This is a genomic window from Stutzerimonas sp. VN223-3 (assembly GCF_045999685.1).
Lineage (GTDB): Bacteria > Pseudomonadota > Gammaproteobacteria > Pseudomonadales > Pseudomonadaceae > Stutzerimonas > Stutzerimonas stutzeri_AR.
This window is the reverse complement of sequence record NZ_RBEC01000003.1, coordinates 248,438-267,635: the sequence shown is the minus strand read 5'-3', so window position 1 is coordinate 267,635 and position 19,198 is coordinate 248,438. Positions and strand designations below refer to the sequence as shown.

Sequence of the window (19,198 nt, the reverse complement as noted above, 5' to 3'; positions counted from 1 at the left end):
AGGGAGACGATATGAACGCCGCAATGCCTGCACCGCTACCACTGATACCCGCGAAGATGATAATGCCGCCGATGCCGCGCGGGTTGCTGGCGCGGCCACGGTTGGACGAGTGGCTGCAGCGCCTGGGCGAGGTGCGTCTAGCGGTATTGCAGGCGCCCAGCGGGTTTGGCAAAACCACCCTGGCCTGCCAGTGGGCGCTCACCTTCGAGGGGACGGTTGCCTGGCTGCAGCTGCACCCCGGCGACAACGATCCGCTTCAGCTCGGCCGTTATCTGCTGCACGTGATCGATGCGCAGTTGGAGCATGGCTGTCCGCGCAGCCTGTTGTTGGCGGAGCAGGGCAGGGAGGTCTTCGACACCTTGCTCACGCATCTGCTGGCGGAACTGCCGGTCGAGCACGAACCGCTGCTGCTGGTACTGGACGACTTCGAGACGCTGCACAACGCGGAAGTCATTGCTGCGCTGCGCTTCTTCCTGCGCAACATGCCGGCATGGATAACGCTGTTGGTGTGCAGTCGCGGCTTGCCCGAACTGGGCGTGGCGGATTTACGCGTCAAACATCAGCTGCTCACGGTGGATGCGCAACACTTGGCGTTCGAGACCGATGAGGTTGAAGCATTGCTCGGGCTGGGTTTGCCAGTGACGGTCAATCGCGAGCAGATCGAACGCCTCAACCGGCGTATCGGCGGCTGGCCCTGTGCGCTGCAACTGGCCTTGCAGGAGGTGCAGACCGGACGCGGCATGGACCTGTTTCTGGAGAATCTCCAGCTCGGGCATCCCTATATTCGCGACTACATGCGCGAGCAGGTCATGGACCGGCTGGGCGCGTTGACGCTCGATTTTCTTCAGGCCACCTGCCTGCTAGAGCGCTTCAACGCCTCGCTTGCTAATCACCTGACCCAGAACAGCAACGCCCGCGACATGCTCGAACAACTGGATCGCGGCGGCCTGTTCCTGCTGCCGCTCGACAGCCTGCGCCAGTGGTACGCCTATCACCCGCTGTTCGCGACCTTCCTTCAGGGCGAACTGCGCACGCACCAGCCGCAGCGCATGTCGGAACTGCATCTGCGCGCGGCCGAGGCGCTGATGGCCGAGAGCCTGCCGGAAGAGGCAGCGCGCCATGCGGTGGAAGCGGGCTGCCCCGAGCGGGTTGGCGAGGTGCTGGAGCGGCATGGCCGGCAATTCTATCGGCAGGGCCGGCTGGGGCTGTTGCAGCAATGCCTGGAGACATTGCCGGAACAGGCCATCGCCGGCTCGCCATTGTTCACGTTGTTGCAGGCCTGGGTGTCGCAGAACTCCTATCAGTTCGACCAGGTCGAGCGGTGGTTCAAGGCGGGCGAGCACGCATTGCAACGCAGCTGCTCGGACGAGGATTGGGCGCGCATCGTTGGCGAATTCAATGCGGTGCGCGCGCAGGTGGCGATGAACCGCGGCGACGAACAGCAGGCGATTGCCCTGGCCCGTGAAGCGCTGGCGCGTGAGCCGCTGATCATGCGTACCTCCAAGGTTGCAGCATTGTCGGGTTTGGCCGAGGCGCACTTCGTTCAAGGGCTGCTGCCTCAGGCGCAAAAGCAGTACGAGGAGGCCGAGCGCCGCGCGCGGGAGATCCGCGCCTCGCATCTGGTGGTGTGGAACCTTGGGCAGCTTTCGGAAATCGCCATCGCCCAGGGCTACCTGCAAAAGGCCTATTCGCTGCAGGAACGCGCGATCCAGTACGTCGAGCAGGCCGAGCTGCAGGCCACGCCAATCATGGAATTCATCTACCGCGTGCGCGGCCAGGTACTGCTCGAATGGCATCACTTGGATGCTGCCGAGCAGTGCGCGCTGCAGGGTATCCAGATCCTTGAGGACGTCGGTGATCGTTGGCTCATGCAGTGTTATGCGCTGCTCGCCGGCGTCGCCCATGCCCGCGGCCAGCAGAGCGCATGTGCCGATTACATCGGCAAGATTCAGAGCATGCTGGCCGACGACAACTACCACGTCGACTGGCTCGCCAATGCTCACGCGGTGATGCTCAGCTACTGGGATTCGACCCAGGACAAAACCGCCATCCAGCAATGGTTGCTCACCGCACCGGCGTTGCAGCGCGGACTCAATCACTTCGCCCAGTACAACGGCCGCAACCACGCACGCGCCTACCTGTCGCTGAAACAGCCGGACAAGGCGCTGCCGATTTTGCGGCAGTTGCAGATCGATGCCGAACAGCATGGTCTGGTGATGGACCTCAACCGCAACCATATTCTGCTGGCCCAGCTGCACTGGCTGCGCGAGGAGCGTCAGCAGGCGCTCGATCATTTGCAACTGGCGCTGACGCTGGCCAGCAGTACCGGCGCCATCGGCAGCTTTCTGCGCATTGGCAAGCTGATCATCGCCATGCTCAAGGCGCTGCAGCACGAACGTCAGCTCGATGAACTCGAAGCCCAGCGCGCCGATCGGCTGATCTTGTTGGCGCAGCAGCAACGCGACTTCAGCCGCGCGATCCGCATCACCCTGGATGAGGCGGTGATTCAAGACATCATCAACCGCCCCGATGTGCCCGAGCTGATCCGCCATTCGCCGCTGACGCGCCGGGAATGGCAGGTGCTCAGCCTGATCCATGCCGGGCAGTCCAACGAGCAGATCGCCGAACACCTCAATGTGGCGCCCACCACAATCAAGACGCACATTCGCAGCCTTTACCAGAAGCTCAACATCACCCATCGCAACGAGGCCGTACAGCTGGCGCGCAGCCTGTTGAGCAAGATCCAGGGCGAATAGCGGCCGGCGTCGCACCGAGCGATTGCGCATCCGGCCGGTCCAAGGTCGGGTGCGATTTCATGCCCAGTTGGAGCCAGACGATGTCGATGACCGAAAAACAGAAAATGCTTGCCGGTGAGCTGTACCAGCCGGGCGACTCTCAGCTACAGGCCGATCAGGCTGCCGCGAAAGCATGGATGGTGCGTTACAACGCCGCGCTCGGCGAAACCGCCGCAGTGCGTCGGGCCATGCTGGGCGAGTTGTTTGGCAGCGTCGGCGAAGACGCGGTGATACGGCCACCGTTTCACTGCGATTACGGCTACAACATCCACTTGGGCGATGGGGTATTCCTGAATTTCAACTGCGTGATTCTGGATGTGGTCGAGGTGCGTATCGGCGCTGGGACGCAGATCGGGCCGGCCGTGCAGATATACGCGGCAGACCATCCTCGCGATGCAGAAGGGCGCCGCAGCGGTCTGGAGTTCGGTCGGCCGGTGATCATCGGCGAGCACGTATGGATTGGCGGGGGCGCGATTATCCTGCCGGGCGTGACCATCGGCGATAGTGCCGTGATCGGGGCGGGCAGCGTGGTGACTCGAGATGTAGCGGCAGGAGCGACGGTGGTCGGTAACCCAGCGCGCAGTCGCTAGAGGGAGGTAGCCGGCCATATGGCCGGCTACCGATATCGCTTACTGCTGGGTCACGATTGCCATGTTGCCCGAGCCCATCTGCGAAACCATTGCGCTGTTGTTCATGCCGCTCTGATCGAGGATCGCCTGGTTTGCGGTGCCGCCCTGTAGCACCTGCGCCAGATGACCTTCGCCGGTCTGCGTCAGGCTGACTTCGTTATCTGAACCGTAGATCTGCTGAATGTCGGCCACGTTGAGATTGCCGTCCTGCAGCACATCCACGCGGTTGTTATCGCCGTAGCTCGAACCGGTCAGCTCGTTGCCATTGCCGCTCTGCTCAGCGGTGAGCAGGTTGTCGGAACCGTCCTGAGCGAAGTCGATCAGGTGATCGGTACCTTGCTGCGTGACATAGGCCTCGTTGTACTCGCCGGCTTGCTGTAGCGAAGCGGTTTGGAAGCTGCCGTCTAGCTGGTCGACGGTAACGTAGTTGTTATTGCCGGTCTGATCGGTGCTGGCGTTGTTGCCTTCGCCCGCCTGGAAGATATCAGTGCTGTTGGACGTGCCGTCCTGATAGATCGAGGCAGTTTGCAGCGAGCCGCTCTGGTCGACGTAAGCCTCGTTCATCAGACCTTGCGATTGGATGCTGGCGGTGTGTTCGGATCCTTCCTGCATCACCGACGCGGTCTGCAAGTCGCCTTGTTGAACGACCTCAGCGCTGGAATCAAAGGCATTCACTTGGTAAACGGTTGCATCGTTTCCGTCGCCTAGCTGATCGACGAAGCCGTCGTTGCGTGCGCCGCCTTCCTGCCACACCAGCGAGACGTTGTCGTTGCCGACCTGAATCTGCTCGGACAGGCTCGATTCGGTGTTGCTCTGAATGGCTTCGGCGAAGTTGTCGTTACCGTCCTGCTCGGTCACGGCTGAGCTCAGGTTAGCGGAGGTCTGCTCGGTGATCGCAGTGTTGAAGCTGCCTTCCTGGTACTGACGCGCGCTAGCACCGAAGGTGTCGGTCTGGACGATGCTTGCGTCGTGGTTGTCGCCCTGTTGCAGTTGGATCGCTTCGCTCTGGTCTGTCGCGTTCTGCACGATGTCGGCATAGTTCAGATTGCCGGTCTGCGTCTGGACGGCATCTGACGTTGTCGCCTGGTCCTGGGTGACGGTTCCGTCATTGTTCGCGCCAATCTGTGATTGATAGGACAGGTTGTCCTGGCCGCCGGTCTGGGTCACTTCCGCAATGTTGTCGGCACCGGACTGGTTCTGCTCTGCACTGTTTTCATCAGCGTAGGCCTGAGTAGCGAGAATCGCGATGATGGCGGCTGCGAGGGGCTTGCACTTGAACATGTCGTTTCTCCATGGAAGGTGGATGCGTGTCGCTCCTGACTGGGCGGCTCACACTCCTAGTGGGCGCGGCAGCTACTGCAGGGTCAGTCCTGGAACTGCCCTGATCCTATAAGTCGCTCGTGACAGATAAGTGTCGATCCGCTTGTTTGTCGACGGTTTTATGACGATCGGTCGATCCCTTTCGTAGTGCAGCGGAGCCGGCTTGATCGACGGCAGTACGCCCCCCTTAGGCTCGGTCTCTACGCCTGCGCTGTACGCCTTGGCAATTGATATGCAGGAGGATGTTGCGGCGGGTTGACGTACCTAGAGTGGCGGCGTGTTCCCCCAAACATCGAAGGTTGGTTGTATGAATCGCAATGACTGGTGGCGCGGCGGCGTCATTTATCAGGTTTACCCGCGCAGCTTTTTCGACAGTAACGGCGATGGGGTCGGCGATCTGCTCGGTGTAGTGGAGAAGATCGACTACATCGCCAGCCTCAACGTCGATGCCATCTGGCTGTCGCCGTTCTTCACTTCGCCGATGAAGGATTTTGGTTATGACGTATCCGACTACCGCGGCGTGGACCCGCTGTTCGGTACGCTGGAAGACTTCAAGCAGGTCATCGACGTCGCCCATTCGCGCGGCATTCGCATCCTGATCGATCAGGTCCTCAACCACTCCTCGGATCAACACGCCTGGTTCAAGGAAAGCCGTTCCAGCCGCGACAACTCCAAGGCCGACTGGTACGTGTGGGCCGACGCGAAAGACGACGGCACCGTACCCAACAACTGGCTGTCGGTGTTCGGCGGTCCGGCCTGGACATGGGACAGCCGCCGCAAGCAGTACTACCTGCACAACTTCCTTTCCAGCCAGCCAGACCTCAATTTTCACTGCGAAGAAGTCCAGCAGCAGCTGCTCGAAGACATGGAATTCTGGCTGAAACTAGGCGTCGACGGCTTCCGGTTGGACGCGGCGAACTTCTACTTCCATGACCGCGAACTGCGCGATAACCCACCGAATTACGAAATTCGCGAAGGCAGCATCGGCGTACGTGCCGACAACCCCTATGCCTTTCAAAAGCACATCCACGACAAGACCCAGCCGGAAAATCTCGATTTCCTGCGCCGCATTCGGCAGTTACTCGAGCGCTACCCAGGCAGCGCCACCGTGGCCGAAATTGGTTGCGATCATTCATTGACCACCATGGCGGCGTACACCGGCGGTAGCGATACGCTGCACATGGCGTATTCCTTCGATCTGCTCACCGAGCAGTGCAGCCCGAGCTTCCTGCGCCATACCATCGATTGCGTGGAGCGTGAATTGGTCGACGGCTGGCCGTGCTGGTCTATCGGCAACCATGATGTGGTACGGGTGATGAGCCGCTGGGCGCTGGCCAATCAGCCGGATCACGCCCGTGGACGCATGTTCATGGCGATGCTGTTGTCGATGCGCGGCAGCGTTTGCCTGTATCAGGGCGAGGAGCTCGGACTGGACGAAGCCGAGCTGCAGTTCGAACAGCTGGTCGATCCCTATGGCATCCGCTTCTGGCCTGAATTCAAAGGCCGAGACGGGTGCCGCACGCCGATGCCCTGGCACGATCAGGATCGGCACGGCGGTTTCAGTCGCGAGCAACCCTGGTTGCCCCTGGCCGATAAGCACTTGCCGCTTTCGGTCGCCGCCCAGGAGCCGGACCCTGACTCGATGCTCAACATCTACCGTCGCTTCCTCGCCTGGCGCCAGGATCAGCGTTTGCTGATCGAGGGCAGCATGAGAACCGTGCATCACGACGATGCGTTGCTGGTGTACGAGCGCCGCCTGGATGACGAAGTCTGGGTGTGCCTGTTCAATATGGGTGACAGCGCGCGGCACTTTGATTTGTCGGAGCCGGTCGAAGGCCTGGACGTACCCTCGGCAACGGCTGTTTTCGACGGTCACGGCGTACACATGCCGGCTCATGGGTTCGGGTTTGCTCGTCGGCTCGGGTAAGTCGACCGATCAAACGACTATCCGCGTTTCGTTTTGATCGGCCTGCTGCCTATTAGCTTCGCTCGCCGCGATTCGTCGCGGCGGCTGTTTGAAGGAGAACAACAATAATGGCCAGCGTAACCCTGCTAAATATCTGTAAGAGCTATGACGACGTACCCATCACTTGTGGTATCGATCTCGATATCGCCGACGGGGAATTCGTGGTGTTCGTCGGGCCTTCCGGATGCGGCAAGTCGACCCTGCTGCGACTTGTCGCCGGTCTGGAAGACATCACCGACGGCGAGCTGCAGATCGACGGTGAACGGGTCAACGAGCTGCCGCCGATGGACCGCTCGGTAGGAATGGTGTTCCAGTCCTACGCGCTCTATCCGCACATGAACGTCGCGGAAAACATGGCGTTCGGCCTGAAACTGGCGAAAATCGACAAGGCAGAAATAAAGCGCCGCGTGGAGTCGGTGGCGAAGATTCTGCAACTCGACAACCTGCTCGACCGCAAGCCAAAGGACCTCTCCGGTGGGCAGCGCCAGCGCGTTGCTATCGGCCGGACTATGGTGCGCGAGCCCAAGGTGTTCTTGTTCGACGAGCCGCTATCAAATCTCGATGCTTTCCTCCGCGTGCAGATGCGCATCGAAATCTCGCGCCTGCATCAGCGCCTCAAGGCGACGATGATCTACGTCACCCACGATCAGGTCGAAGCCATGACGTTGGCCGACAAGATCGTCGTGCTCAATGCCGGGCGTATCGCTCAGGTCGGGCCACCGCTGGAGCTGTATCACTACCCGCGCAATCAGTTCGTCGCTGGGTTTATCGGCTCGCCGCAAATGAATTTTCTGCCGGTAAACGTGTTGCGTGCCGATGCCGAGTCGGTCGAGGTGACGTTGCCGGGCGGCAGCTCCTTGCGGGTGCCGGTGGATGGCAGCCAGGTCAGTTCCGGTGATGCATTGACCTTGGGCGTTCGTCCTGAACATTTCGTCGATGTAGAGCACGCGGATTTCGTCTTCAGCGGCGAGATTGCAGTGGCCGAGCGACTCGGTGACCACAATCTCTTGCATTTGAACTTCGAAGGTGTGGACGAGATGGTCGCGGTCGCCAGCGATGGTAACCGCCGCGTTGCGGTGGGGCAGGCTTACGCCACGGGGCTGCTCGCCAACAAGTGCCATCTGTTCCGTGCTGATGGTCAGGCGTGTGCGCGGCACTATCGCGAGCCGGCGCTGTTCGGCTGATAGTGGAGGTAGCCGGTGTTCGGCCGGCTGCCTCCGTACCTTCAATGACTGAGTTTCAAGCCGAGCAAGCCAATGCAGATCAACAGCACGCTGCCCAGGCGGAACAGGCTCAGCGATTCGCCGAACAATATGATTCCGGCGATCACCGTTCCCACTGCGCCTACGCCGGTCCAGATGGCATAGGCGGTACCCAGCGGCAATTCTTTCATCGCCAGACCCAGCAATCCAAGGCTGGCCAGCATCGCAGCGATCGTAAGTATCGTGGGCAGCGGACGGGAAAAACCGTCCGTGTACTTCAGGCCAACGGCCCAGCCGATCTCGAACAGGCCGGCAAAAAACAAGATGATCCAGGACATGTGCACCTCTATGGGACGGTAAGTGGGTGGGGCCGTCCCCGATGCGTCTGTGCAGCCTGAGGTCGTCCTCAGCAGGCGCTATTTTGCACAGTCAGCAGGTCCGGGCAAGTAGCCCGGACCAAAGGAGCGCAGCGTCAGCTCAGGCTTGGCCCTTGTCGCGCATGCGGCGGAAGCAGGTTGCCAGCAGCGCGCCGGAAAGGTTATGCCAGACGCTGAACAGCGCGCTGGGTACTGCTGCCAACGGCGAAAAGTGCGCGCTGGCCAATGCTGCGCCAAGGCCGGAGTTCTGCATGCCGACCTCGATCGACAGCGTTTTGCGCTGCGCGAGCGGCAGGCCGAAGGCACGAGCAACGAAGTAACCGATGCCCAGACCTAAGCTGTTGTGCAGAATCACCACCGCCATGATCAGCAGTCCCGATTCAGCAATCTTGGCCTGACTGGCTGCGACCACTGCGGCAACGATAATCACGATGCTAACCACCGAGACCAGCGGTAGCACTTCCACCACCTGATGCACACGGGTGCCCAGCAGGCGACGGGCGATCAGGCCGAGGGCGATAGGCAACAGCACGATCTGCACGATGGACATGAACAGCGCGCCGAAGTTGACAGGCAGCCAGGCCGAGGCCAGCAACCAGATCAGCGCTGGCGTGACTAGCGGCGCAAGCAGGGTGGTAACAGCGGTGATCGCAACCGAAAGCGCGACGTCACCACGGGAAAACCAGGCGATCACATTGGAGGCGGTGCCGCCTGGGCAGCAACCCACCAGGATCACACCCACGGCGATTTCAGCCGGCAAAGCTAACAGCTGGCAGAGCAACCAGGCGAGGGTCGGCATGATCAGGAACTGCGCGCCGACACCCAGCGCTACCCAAAGCGGACGGCGAGCGACTTCGGCGAAATCAGCCGCTTTCAAGGTCAGGCCCATGCCGAACATGATCAACCCCAGAAGTGGGACGATCCAGGCAGTAGCAGGCAGAAACCAGCTGGGCTGGAAGAAGGCGAGAACGGCGAACAGCAGGACCCAGAGGGCGAACGTATTGCCGACAAAGCGGCTGAGGGCGGCGAGGGCACGCATCGGGCTTACCTTAGTTATGGAGGAAGCGCCGGCAGATAGAGCTGACGGCGCGCAGGGCAGTTTAGATGCCCTGCGGAATCTCCTCACCGCCCAGAGCTTCGAACAGTGCGGGCAGAAACTCACCGAAGGTCAACATCATCAGCAGGAAGCTGGCGTCCTGCTGGCCGAGGTCGTCGTCGCCGCCGTCCTGTTCGGCCTGATCCTGCAGCAACTCTTCGAAGCGCAGACGCTTGATCACCAGCTTGTCGTCGAGCACGAAGGACAACTTGTCCTGCCAGCCCAGCGACAGTTGAGTGACCTGCTTGCCGACTTCCAAGTGCTGCTGGATTTCGTCGCTGGTCAGATCCTGGCGCTTGCAGCGCACCACGCCACCGTCTTCATGGGTATCGCGCAGTTCGCACTCGTCGAGCACGAAGAAGTCATTCGCAGCTTTCTGCGTCTTGACCCAATCGGTCATGGTCGCCGAAGGCGCGATCTTGACCGTCAGCGGACGCACCGGCAGCGAACCGATGGCTTCGCGAAGCGTGGAGAGCAAATCTTCGGCGCGCTTGGGGCTGGAGGAGTCGACCAGAATCAAGCCTTGCTCTGGCGCGATGGCAGCGAAGGTGCCGGACTTGCGAATGAATGCGCGGGGCAGGAAGGACTGGATGATGTCGTCCTTGAGTTGCTCGCGCTCCTTCTTGTAGACCTTGCGCATCTGCTCGTTTTCGATCTCGTCGACCTTCTCCTTCAGCGCGTCCTTGACCACGCTGCCAGGCAGGATGCGCTCTTCCTTACGCGTCGAGATCAACAGGAAACCCTGGCTGGCATGGACCAGGGGCGCGTCTTCGCCCTTGCCGAAGGGTGCAACGAAACCGTAGGTGCTTAGTTCCTGGCTGGCGCAGGGGCGGGCGGGCTTGGCGGCCAATGCAGCTTCAAGAGTCTCGACATCGAAAGGGACGTTCTGGGTGAGACGGTAGACGAGCAGGTTGCGAAACCACATGGCGATCTGAAACTCCGGTAAAAGCAAAGCGCGCATTATTCCCCTACCAAGAACTCAGGCCAACCCTGCAAAGCCGCAATGCCGATGGATACCGCAAAATTTGCGATAAACAGAGGGTTTCCTAAGTCTTTGGAACTTCTGCAATTTTTTTTTCGAAAGGGGCTTGCCAAGGTCATGAACCATCTCTAGAATGCGCCCCACTTCGAGAGCAAACGGGTGATTAGCTCAGCTGGGAGAGCATCTGCCTTACAAGCAGAGGGTCGGCGGTTCGATCCCGTCATCACCCACCACTCGAGGTTTAGCGCAGCGGTAGTTCAGTCGGTTAGAATACCGGCCTGTCACGCCGGGGGTCGCGGGTTCGAGTCCCGTCCGCTGCGCCATATTCGCCATCAAGGACCGCTGAACGCCTTGATAGCTCAAAAAAAGCGACCTTAGGGTCGCTTTTTTTTTCGCCCGATTTCCCTTCTTCTTTGCGCGTTTCGTGCGGCACTTCCTTACTTTGCATTGTCTTTACCTATTACCCGGGTGGGTTCGGTAGCTACTGTCGGGAGCGACTGTTAAGCTCCGGCAATTGTTTGCTGCACCCCTTTCAAAGCGTAATAAGGAAACAGAATGAGACATCAACGTTTGGCGTCTGCGATAGCCCTGGTTGGCCTGGTTCTGGCGGGCTGCGATTCGGAAACCAGCGCCAAGCTGGAAACTCCGGCACAGAAAGCCTCTTATGGCATCGGCCTGAATATGGGTAAGAGTCTGGTCCAGGAAGGTATGGCTGATCTCGATTCCAAGGCTGTCGCCCAAGGTATCGACGATGCCATCGGCAAGAAAGAGCAAAAGCTGACCGACGAAGAACTGATGGAAGCCTTTTCCTATCTACAGACCCGCGCTGAAGAGCGCATGGTTGAAATGAATAAGGAAGCGGTCGCTGCTGGTAAGAAATTCCTCGAAGAAAATGCCAAGCGCGAAGGCGTCAAGACCACCGAATCCGGTCTGCAATATGAGGTCATCAAGGAAGCCGATGGCGCTCAGCCGGGTCCTGATGACGTCGTCACCGTTCACTATGAAGGTAGTCTCACCGACGGCACCGTCTTCGATAGCTCGATCAAGCGTGGCACTCCAATCGACCTGCCCGTTAGCGGTGTTATTCCGGGTTGGGTTGAAGGTCTACAGCTGATGCATGTTGGGGAGAAGTACAAGTTGTACATCCCGAGCGAGCTGGCTTATGGCGAGCAGAGCCCGAGCCCGCTGATCCCCGCCAACTCGGTGCTGGTCTTCGACCTCGAATTGCTGGGTATCAAGGGTGACGAAGCTCAAGCGACTGAAGCAGCTCCTGCTGCCGAAGCTGAGCCGGAAGCAGCTGAAGAAGCCGCTGCCGAGCAGTAAGCACTCCGCTGTACGAAACGCCCTGCAATCGCGGGGCGTTTTTATTTGCTTGCCGAATAACGCTGGGACAGCGTCCCTGGTGAGAGTCCGGCGGAAAAGCCCCAGATTTTCACCTGAGGCTTTGATTTTTGGCTCCGCGACCTGGACTCGAACCAGGGACCCAATGATTAACAGTCATTTGCTCTACCGACTGAGCTATCGCGGAACAGCGGTGCGTATCCTACTGTTTGCAAAGGGGAAGTCAACCCCTCGGCGGATCAGAGGACCTGGACGATGGCGTCGGTGACATGGTCCAGATTGTTGTGGTTCAGAGCTGCTGCGCAGATGCGGCCGGTGCCGATGGCATATACGCCGAACTCAACGCGCAGACGCTCGACCTGAGCCGGTGTAAGGCCGGAGTAGGAGAACATGCCGCGCTGTTTGGCAACGAAGCTGAAGTCCTGCTTGGCGCCTTTGTCGGCCAACTGGCGAACCATGCTCAGGCGCATCTCCTGGATGCGGGTGCGCATTTCCCCCAGCTCGGTTTCCCACATCGCTCGCAGTTCCTGGCTGTTGAGTACGGCCGATACCACTGTTGCGCCGTGAGTCGGCGGGTTGGAATAGTTGGTGCGGATCACACGCTTGATCTGCGACAACACCCGTACCGACTCTTCGCGGCTCTGGGTAACCATCGATAGGGCGCCAACGCGCTCGCCATAGAGCGAGAACGACTTGGAGAACGAACTGGATACGAAGAAGCTCATGCCCGATTCCGCGAACAGTCGCACGGCTGCAGCGTCTTCCTCGATGCTATCGCCAAAGCCCTGATAAGCGATGTCGATAAACGGCACGTGGTCGTTGGCGCGCAGGATTTCGAGGATCTGCTTCCAGTCTTCCGGCTGCAGGTCGACGCCGGTCGGGTTGTGGCAGCAGGCGTGCAGTACAACGATCGAGCGGGGCGGAAGGTTTTTCAGGTCTTCGAGCATGCCGGCACGATCAATGCCGTGGCTGGCGGCATCATAGTAGCTGTAGTTCTGCACGGCGAAGCCGGCGGACTCGAACAGCGCGCGATGGTTTTCCCAGCTTGGGTTGGTAATGGCCACGACCGCGTCGGGCAACATGCGCTTGAGAAAGTCCGCGCCGATCTTCAACGCGCCAGTGCCACCTAGTGCCTGGGTGGTCACCACTCGGCCGTCGGCAACTAGTGCCGAGTCGGTACCGAACAACAGGCCTTGTACGGCCATGTCGTAGCTGGCGATGCCTTCGATCGGCAAATAGCCGCGTGGTGCGTTCAGTTCCAGGCGCGCCATCTCGGCGGCAGCCACGGCGCGCAGCAGGGGAATTCGACCTTCTTCGTTGTAGTAGACGCCCACCCCCAGGTTGACCTTGTTCTGCCGCGTGTCGGCATTGAAGGCTTCATTGAGGCCGAGGATCGGATCGCGCGGCGCCATTTCGACAGCGGAGAACAAACTCATGATGGGGAGGCTCGAAGAGAGGAAGGTGACTGATGCAGCACCCTCGCTTCGCGCTGAGGGCGGTGCGCAAACGGGGCAAGAGTATAGCGGTCCTGTCCCTTCGTCGCGATATGCTAGGACGGTTTTTCTGTCGGTTTCGGCTCCGTTGAAGCGTTGATTTCATCTTGCTTCGCCTGCCTGTCGCGACTTGCTCTTGATATTGCCGGTACCGACCGCATTGACAGGGGCTGTGGTTGCTGTCCGTCGCGGTGCCAGCAGCTCGAGTACCGTGAGGAGATGCCGCCAGGGATGCAACAATCGTTCGGCTTTCGGGTCGTCTCGCCATCATAAGAGGTCGATATGTCGCAGTTCGAATTGGTCACGCGTTTCAAGCCCGCCGGTGACCAGCCGGAAGCCATTCGGCAAATGATCGAAGGTATAGAGGCCGGGTTATCACACCAGACGTTGCTGGGCGTGACGGGTTCTGGCAAGACCTTCAGCATCGCCAACGTTATTTCCCATGTGCAGCGGCCAACTCTGGTGTTGGCGCCGAACAAGACGCTGGCCGCGCAGCTCTATGGTGAGTTCAAGGCGTTCTTCCCGAACAACGCGGTGGAGTATTTCGTTTCCTATTACGACTACTACCAGCCAGAAGCCTACGTGCCGTCGTCGGACACATTCATCGAGAAGGATGCGTCGATCAATGACCATATCGAGCAGATGCGTTTGTCTGCGACCAAGGCGCTGCTGGAGCGGCCCGATGCGATCATCGTCACCACGGTGTCCTGTATCTATGGTCTGGGCGATCCGCAGTCGTACCTGAAGATGGTGCTGCATGTGGATCGCGGTGATCGCCTGGATCAACGCGAGCTGCTGCGCCGTCTTACCGGCCTGCAGTACACTCGAAACGACATGGACTTTGCCCGCGCGACGTTCCGAGTGCGCGGCGATGTGATCGATATCTTCCCGGCCGAATCGGATCTGGAAGCAGTGCGCATCGAGCTGTTTGACGACGAAGTGGAAAGCCTGTCCGCCTTCGATCCGCTGACTGGCGAGGTGATCCGCAAGCTGCCGCGCTTCACCTTTTACCCCAAGAGTCATTACGTCACCCCACGCGAGACCCTGCTGGACGCTATCGAGAACATCAAGGCAGAACTCAAGGATCGTCTCGACTATCTACGTGCAAACAACAAGCTGGTGGAGGCGCAGCGGCTGGAGCAGCGAACCCGCTTCGATCTGGAAATGATCATGGAGCTGGGCTATTGCAACGGCATCGAAAACTACTCGCGCTATCTCTCGGGGCGCGAGTCGGGCGAGGCTCCGCCGACGCTTTACGACTATCTGCCGGCAGATGCGCTACTGGTGATCGACGAGTCCCACGTCAGCGTGCCGCAGGTTGGCGCCATGTACAAAGGCGACCGCTCGCGCAAGGAAACGCTGGTGGAATATGGCTTCCGTCTACCATCGGCGCTGGATAATCGGCCGATGCGCTTCGACGAGTGGGAAGCGATCAGCCCGCAGACCATCTTCGTCTCGGCGACACCGGGCCCCTACGAAGCAGAACATGCGGGGCGCGTGATCGAGCAAGTGGTACGTCCCACTGGGCTGGTCGATCCGCAAATCGAGGTGCGCCCGGCCCTGACTCAGGTCGACGACCTGCTCTCGGAAATCAACAAATGTGTCGCCAAGGAAGAGCGGGTGCTGGTTACCACGCTGACCAAACGAATGGCCGAGGACCTCACCGATTATCTCGGCGATCACGGCGTGCGGGTGCGCTACCTGCATTCGGACATCGATACGGTCGAGCGCGTCGAGATCATCCGTGATCTGCGCCTCGGCGTGTTCGACGTGCTGGTGGGGATCAACCTGTTGCGCGAGGGTCTGGACATGCCCGAGGTTTCGCTGGTGGCGATTCTCGATGCGGACAAGGAGGGCTTCCTGCGTTCGGAGCGCTCGCTGATCCAGACCATCGGCCGTGCGGCGCGTAACCTCAACGGTCGGGCGATTCTGTACGCCGACAATATGACCGGCTCCATGGAGCGAGCGATTGGCGAGACCGAGCGTCGGCGCAACAAGCAGATCGCGTTCAACGAAGCTCACGGCATCGTTCCGCAGGGCGTGTTCAAGGACGTGAAGGACATTCTCGAAGGTGCCACGGTGCCAGGTTCGCGCAGCAAAAAACGTCGCGGCGAGGCGAAGGCGGCGGAGGAGGCCGCTCGTTACGAGAACGAGCTGCGTTCGCCCAGCGAGATCACCAAACGCATCCGCCAGCTGGAAGAGAAGATGCTCGCCTACGCGCGCGACCTGGAATTCGAGGCCGCCGCTCAGACGCGCGACGAAATCCACAAGCTGCGTGAGCGGTTGTTGCAGGTCTGACTCGTCGAGTCGGCGGGCACTTCATGCGAACCGCCGACATTGCGCTCATCACCTGGCTTAGTGCGGCGCGCCATCCTTGATATTCTCCGGCAGCCGACGCGTCAGCAGCACCGCGACCATGCTGATCGCCAGCGCGATGCCAACGAAATGGAAGGCGTCGTTGTACGCCATGATCATCGCCTGCTGGTGGGTGATCTCGCTGAGCTTACCCAGTGCCGCCTGCTCACTGCCTAGCTGCTGGGTAAGTGAGGCGAGGCGTTCGGCCACCGCCGGATTGCTTGGTGCGACTGATTCGCGCAGGTAATCGAAATAAACTTTGGCACGGCTGTCGAGCAGCGTCGCCAGCAACGCGATGCCGATGGCGCCGCCGAGGTTGCGCAGGATGTTGAACAGACTGGAAGCGGAGCCGGCATCCTGGGGCTGGATATAGGCGGTGGCGATCAACGAGACAGTTACCATGATCATCGGTTGGCCCAGCGCACGGATGATCTGGATTGGATGGAATTGATCGCCGGCGAAGTCGGGGTTAAGCGTGCCGGAGGCAAAGCTTGAAATACCGAACAACGCGAACCCAGCCGCGCACAGCAGTTTCGGTGGGATGATTTTCATCAGCTTGGGCACGAGCGGAATTAGAAAAAGCTGCGGGATTCCCATCCACATGATCACCTGGCCGATCTGCAGCGAGTTGTAATTCTGGATCTGCGCCAGGTACAGCGGTAACAGATAAATCGAGCCGTACAATCCCAATCCCATACCTAAGCTGGCGATGCTGGTCAGGCCGAAGTTTCGCTCGCGCAGAATGCCCAGATTGATCAGCGGGTTAGGGCGCGATAGTTGAAGGATCACGAAGAGTACTAGGCTGACCGCCGCCACCGAACCGAGCTGGACGATCAGGCTCGACTCCAGCCAGTCCTTGCGATGCCCTTCCTCGAGAAACACTTGCAGGCACCCGAGACCCATCGCCAGCGTGACGATGCCCGCGTAATCGGTGCTTTTGAGCAGTTCCCAGTGCGGCGGCTTCTTTTCCAGGCCATACAGCAGTCCGGCAATCATCAGCAGGCCGGGTGGCACGTTGATATAGAAGATGTATTCCCAGCCCCAATGCTCGGTGAGCCAACCGCCGAGGGTCGGCCCTATCGAGGGTGCGAAGGTTGCGGTGATGGCGAACAGCGCCATGCCCTTGGCGCGATGGTGGTCCGGCAGTTTGATCAGCGTCAGCGTGAAGGCTAGCGGAATCAGTGCGCCGCCAGTAAAGCCTTGTAGCGCCCGGAAGACGATCATGCTTTCCAGATTCCAGGCGAAGGAGCACAGCAGTGAGGAAAATAGAAAACCGATCGATACCCAGACGGCGAGCCGTCGCGCCGACAGCAGCTGAACCAGCCAGGCGGTCAGCGGAATCATGATGATTTCCGCCACCAAGTAGGAGGTAGAGATCCAGGAGCCTTCTTCCAGCGTGGAGGACAGCGCGCCCTGGATATCCTTCAACGAGGAATTGGTGATCTGAATATCCAGCACCGCCATGAAGGCGCCGAGCATCGCGCTCATCACCGCAATCCAGTCGCGCCGGCTGGGTTCACCAACCGGGCGGATCAGCGCATCAGCGGCCACGGAGGTCGATCTTCACGTCCACCGACATGCCGGGGCGGATACGGCCTTTGAGCGGGTTGTCGCTGGCGAACATCAGTTTGACCGGGATGCGTTGGACCACCTTGGTGAAGTTGCCGGTAGCGTTGTCCGGTGGCAGCAGGCTGAACTGTGCGCCCGATGCTGGAAACAGACTCTCGACCCGGCCTTCAATAGGCGTATCGGGGTAGCTGTCGAACGTCAGTTCGGCGCTCTGGCCTGCATGCATGCGACCAATTTGGGTTTCTTTGAAGTTTGCCTGAACCCAAATCTCCTCGTCCGGAACGATCGACATCAGATAGGCGCCAACCGGCACGTACTGGCCGCTACGCGCCGAACGCTGACCGACGATGCCGCTGATGGGCGATCGGATTTCGCTGCGGCCGAGGTTCAGTTCGGCCTGCTCGATTTCCGTGCGGGCGCTGGCTATCTGTGCCTGTAGCCGCTTGATGTCGGCCTCCAATGCTTCGATCTGCTGGCGTTGCGCATCAAGGTCGGCTTCGGCTTTCTGCCGTTGCGAGCGGGCGACACGGGCATCGGCGGAAAGGGTGGTGACGCGTTCCTCAGAGACGAAACCAGGCTTGCGCAGCGCCTCGACACGGGAGAGATCGACCTGTGTTCGCTCCAGGTTGGCCTGCGCAGCGCCGACCGAGGCTTTGCTGGCTGTAATCAAACTGCCCTGCTGCGCAAGGCGGCTGCGGGCCTGGGCGAGCTCCGCCTCTCGAATGGCAAGATTGGCGCGGGCCTGTTCGACAGCAAGGCGGAAGTCGCCCGGCTCCAGTGTCACCAGCAGATCGCCTGGTTTGACGTGCTGGTTATCGCGTACATGGACCTGCTCGATACGCGCAGCGAGCTGGCTGGAAATCCGGGTGATCTCCCCCTGCACATAGGCGTTGTCGGTGTGTTCGTAGTGGCGGCCTACAAGATACCAGTGGGCGAAGAACGCGGCCGCCACCAGCAGCACCAAGGCAATGAAGATGAGCAGTCGGCGTTTCAGCTGGGCGGGCATGGGGCGCTCGTTGTCGAAGTGAGCCGATCAAATTAACAGTGTTCCGCTTGCGTAATAAGTCGTTACAGTTGCGAAACTTTGTTGCAGATAAGGAACAATACGAATGGGCCTGGATGACGCGCTGATTTTTACTCGGGTGGTCGAGTGCCATAGCTTTACCCAAGCGGCGCACAGTCTTGGGATGCAGAAGTCCACCGTCAGCCGGCGGATCGTTCAGCTAGAAGAGCGTCTCGGCGTCCGGTTGATCAATCGCACCACACGTCGCTTGCGACTGACCGAAGTCGGCCAGGCCTATTACGAGCGCTGCCGACAAATCATGCTCGATTTCGCCGAAGCCGAGCAGGCGGTCATGCAACTGCAACAGGCGCCGGCCGGGTTGCTGCGGATTACCGCGCCGATCGAGTTCGGTCAGTGGATTCTTGGTCGCGTGCTAGGCGACTTCATGCGCCAATATCCAGAGATAAATGCCGAGGTAGAGCTGGCTTCGCGACCTGTCGATCCGGTGGAAGAGGGTGTAGATATCGTCATATTGGTCGGGCAGCCTCAGGACTCCACCTTGATCGCGCGCAAGCTGTTCGAAACCCGTCGGCGTCTCTGCGCGAGCCCTGCTTATCTGGGCCGGCATGGCGTACCGTTACATATCGAAGATCTCGCCGGGCACCGTGCGATCACTCTGTCGCGGGATCCGGTGCGCTATTGGCCGATCCTCGAACAGAACATCGCCTGCCGCCGTGTGCTGACCTGCAACAACATCACCTTCGCGCGCGAGGCAGCCCTCGCCGGTGCCGGGATCGCTGCGTTGCCAACCATGATCACCGACCACGAAGTCCGTGCTGGTCAGTTGGTCGAGCTTCTGCCGGATGTGGCGCTGCCCACCGGCGAGGTGTATGCGGTGTATGCGTCGCGGCGATTTCAGGCGATGAAGGTAAAGGCATTCCTCGACTTCCTGATGCAGTCGTTGCCGGTGATCGATGGCCGTCTTGTGGAGCCGGTGGAGGCGCGCCTGCTAACATCGCGCCTTTACACGCGCTGACTCAGCCGGCCGAGCCGGTTGCCGTGTCTCCCTG

14 protein-coding genes and 3 tRNA genes are annotated in these 19,198 nt (G+C 60.2%); 9 read left to right on the top strand and 8 right to left on the bottom strand.

What is annotated here, in order from left to right:
- Nucleotides 1-11: 11 nt before the first annotated feature.
- The gene (gene malT / locus D7241_RS17110) at nucleotides 12-2,756 is read left to right on the top strand and encodes an HTH-type transcriptional regulator MalT (protein WP_408102539.1); all 2,745 of its coding nucleotides are present in this window, start codon (nucleotides 12-14) and stop codon (nucleotides 2,754-2,756) included.
- A gap of 80 nt (nucleotides 2,757-2,836) precedes the next feature.
- Nucleotides 2,837-3,385 (top strand): sugar O-acetyltransferase, encoded by a 549-nt coding sequence (locus D7241_RS17105; RefSeq protein ID WP_408102538.1) that lies wholly within the window; start codon nucleotides 2,837-2,839, stop codon nucleotides 3,383-3,385.
- A gap of 39 nt (nucleotides 3,386-3,424) precedes the next feature.
- Here the strand turns inward: D7241_RS17105 and D7241_RS17100 are convergent, their stop codons facing one another.
- Nucleotides 3,425-4,705: a hypothetical protein gene (locus D7241_RS17100; RefSeq protein WP_408102537.1), complete on the bottom strand. Its 1,281-nt coding sequence runs from the start codon at nucleotides 4,703-4,705 to the stop codon at nucleotides 3,425-3,427.
- A 346-nt stretch (nucleotides 4,706-5,051) separates the two neighbouring features.
- Here D7241_RS17100 and D7241_RS17095 point away from each other — a divergent pair, with 346 nt between their 5' ends.
- Nucleotides 5,052-6,671, top strand: a complete 1,620-nt coding sequence (locus D7241_RS17095) for an alpha-glucosidase (RefSeq protein WP_408102536.1) — start codon at nucleotides 5,052-5,054, stop codon at nucleotides 6,669-6,671.
- A gap of 107 nt (nucleotides 6,672-6,778) precedes the next feature.
- Entirely contained in the window at nucleotides 6,779-7,894 is a 1,116-nt protein-coding gene (gene malK, locus D7241_RS17090; RefSeq protein WP_408102535.1) for a maltose/maltodextrin ABC transporter ATP-binding protein MalK, read from the top strand.
- A 41-nt stretch (nucleotides 7,895-7,935) separates the two neighbouring features.
- Here malK and sugE read toward each other — a convergent pair whose 3' ends face one another.
- From sugE to rdgC, 3 genes are all read right to left on the bottom strand, one after another.
- Nucleotides 7,936-8,250, bottom strand: a complete 315-nt coding sequence (sugE, locus tag D7241_RS17085; protein WP_408102534.1) for a quaternary ammonium compound efflux SMR transporter SugE — start codon at nucleotides 8,248-8,250, stop codon at nucleotides 7,936-7,938.
- Between the two features lie 139 nt (nucleotides 8,251-8,389).
- The gene (locus D7241_RS17080; protein WP_408102533.1) at nucleotides 8,390-9,328 is read right to left on the bottom strand and encodes a bile acid:sodium symporter family protein; all 939 of its coding nucleotides are present in this window, start codon (nucleotides 9,326-9,328) and stop codon (nucleotides 8,390-8,392) included.
- Between the two features lie 61 nt (nucleotides 9,329-9,389).
- The gene (gene rdgC, locus D7241_RS17075) at nucleotides 9,390-10,310 is read right to left on the bottom strand and encodes a recombination-associated protein RdgC (protein WP_408102952.1); all 921 of its coding nucleotides are present in this window, start codon (nucleotides 10,308-10,310) and stop codon (nucleotides 9,390-9,392) included.
- A gap of 214 nt (nucleotides 10,311-10,524) precedes the next feature.
- On the opposite strand from rdgC, the gene D7241_RS17070 reads away from it, so the two are divergent.
- From D7241_RS17070 to D7241_RS17060, 3 genes are all read left to right on the top strand, one after another.
- Nucleotides 10,525-10,600 (top strand) — tRNA-Val (locus tag D7241_RS17070).
- Nucleotides 10,601-10,613: 13 nt separating this feature from the next.
- Nucleotides 10,614-10,690: transfer RNA gene (locus tag D7241_RS17065), tRNA-Asp, on the top strand.
- A gap of 232 nt (nucleotides 10,691-10,922) precedes the next feature.
- The gene (locus tag D7241_RS17060; RefSeq protein ID WP_408102532.1) at nucleotides 10,923-11,690 is read left to right on the top strand and encodes an FKBP-type peptidyl-prolyl cis-trans isomerase; all 768 of its coding nucleotides are present in this window, start codon (nucleotides 10,923-10,925) and stop codon (nucleotides 11,688-11,690) included.
- A 129-nt stretch (nucleotides 11,691-11,819) separates the two neighbouring features.
- Here D7241_RS17060 and D7241_RS17055 read toward each other — a convergent pair.
- Together D7241_RS17055 and D7241_RS17050 are read right to left on the bottom strand one after the other, a co-directional pair.
- Nucleotides 11,820-11,895, bottom strand: a tRNA-Asn gene (locus D7241_RS17055).
- Nucleotides 11,896-11,947: 52 nt separating this feature from the next.
- On the bottom strand, nucleotides 11,948-13,144 hold the full coding sequence (locus tag D7241_RS17050) for an amino acid aminotransferase (RefSeq protein ID WP_408102531.1): 1,197 nt from the start codon (nucleotides 13,142-13,144) through the stop codon (nucleotides 11,948-11,950).
- A 339-nt stretch (nucleotides 13,145-13,483) separates the two neighbouring features.
- Here D7241_RS17050 and uvrB point away from each other — a divergent pair, with 339 nt between their 5' ends.
- Nucleotides 13,484-15,499, top strand: a complete 2,016-nt coding sequence (uvrB, locus tag D7241_RS17045) for an excinuclease ABC subunit UvrB (protein WP_408102530.1) — start codon at nucleotides 13,484-13,486, stop codon at nucleotides 15,497-15,499.
- Between the two features lie 57 nt (nucleotides 15,500-15,556).
- Here the strand turns inward: uvrB and D7241_RS17040 are convergent, their stop codons facing one another.
- Nucleotides 15,557-17,107 (bottom strand): MDR family MFS transporter, encoded by a 1,551-nt coding sequence (locus D7241_RS17040; protein WP_408102529.1) that lies wholly within the window; start codon nucleotides 17,105-17,107, stop codon nucleotides 15,557-15,559.
- The gene (locus D7241_RS17035; protein ID WP_408102528.1) at nucleotides 17,097-18,131 is read right to left on the bottom strand and encodes an HlyD family secretion protein; all 1,035 of its coding nucleotides are present in this window, start codon (nucleotides 18,129-18,131) and stop codon (nucleotides 17,097-17,099) included. The genes D7241_RS17040 and D7241_RS17035 overlap by 11 nt, the downstream gene beginning before the upstream one ends.
- Nucleotides 18,132-18,234: 103 nt before the next feature.
- Between D7241_RS17035 and D7241_RS17030 the strand changes: the two genes are divergently transcribed.
- Nucleotides 18,235-19,164 (top strand): LysR family transcriptional regulator, encoded by a 930-nt coding sequence (locus D7241_RS17030; protein WP_408102527.1) that lies wholly within the window; start codon nucleotides 18,235-18,237, stop codon nucleotides 19,162-19,164.
- Nucleotides 19,165-19,198 lie beyond the last annotated feature (34 nt).

Bases quoted from the DNA above. Each gene is read 5' to 3' on its own strand.
- D7241_RS17105 (WP_408102538.1), top strand. From the start codon at position 2,837: ATGTCGATGACCGAAAAACAGAAAATGCTTGCCGGTGAGCTGTACCAG.
- sugE (WP_408102534.1), bottom strand. From the start codon at position 8,250: ATGTCCTGGATCATCTTGTTTTTTGCCGGCCTGTTCGAGATCGGCTGG.
- malK (WP_408102535.1), top strand. From the start codon at position 6,779: ATGGCCAGCGTAACCCTGCTAAATATCTGTAAGAGCTATGACGACGTA.
- malT (WP_408102539.1), top strand. From the start codon at position 12: ATGAACGCCGCAATGCCTGCACCGCTACCACTGATACCCGCGAAGATG.
- rdgC (WP_408102952.1), bottom strand. From the start codon at position 10,310: ATGTGGTTTCGCAACCTGCTCGTCTACCGTCTCACCCAGAACGTCCCT.
- D7241_RS17050 (WP_408102531.1), bottom strand. From the start codon at position 13,144: ATGAGTTTGTTCTCCGCTGTCGAAATGGCGCCGCGCGATCCGATCCTC.
- uvrB (WP_408102530.1), top strand. From the start codon at position 13,484: ATGTCGCAGTTCGAATTGGTCACGCGTTTCAAGCCCGCCGGTGACCAG.
- D7241_RS17035 (WP_408102528.1), bottom strand. From the start codon at position 18,131: ATGCCCGCCCAGCTGAAACGCCGACTGCTCATCTTCATTGCCTTGGTG.
- D7241_RS17060 (WP_408102532.1), top strand. From the start codon at position 10,923: ATGAGACATCAACGTTTGGCGTCTGCGATAGCCCTGGTTGGCCTGGTT.
- D7241_RS17030 (WP_408102527.1), top strand. From the start codon at position 18,235: ATGGGCCTGGATGACGCGCTGATTTTTACTCGGGTGGTCGAGTGCCAT.
- D7241_RS17080 (WP_408102533.1), bottom strand. From the start codon at position 9,328: ATGCGTGCCCTCGCCGCCCTCAGCCGCTTTGTCGGCAATACGTTCGCC.
- D7241_RS17095 (WP_408102536.1), top strand. From the start codon at position 5,052: ATGAATCGCAATGACTGGTGGCGCGGCGGCGTCATTTATCAGGTTTAC.
- D7241_RS17100 (WP_408102537.1), bottom strand. From the start codon at position 4,705: ATGTTCAAGTGCAAGCCCCTCGCAGCCGCCATCATCGCGATTCTCGCT.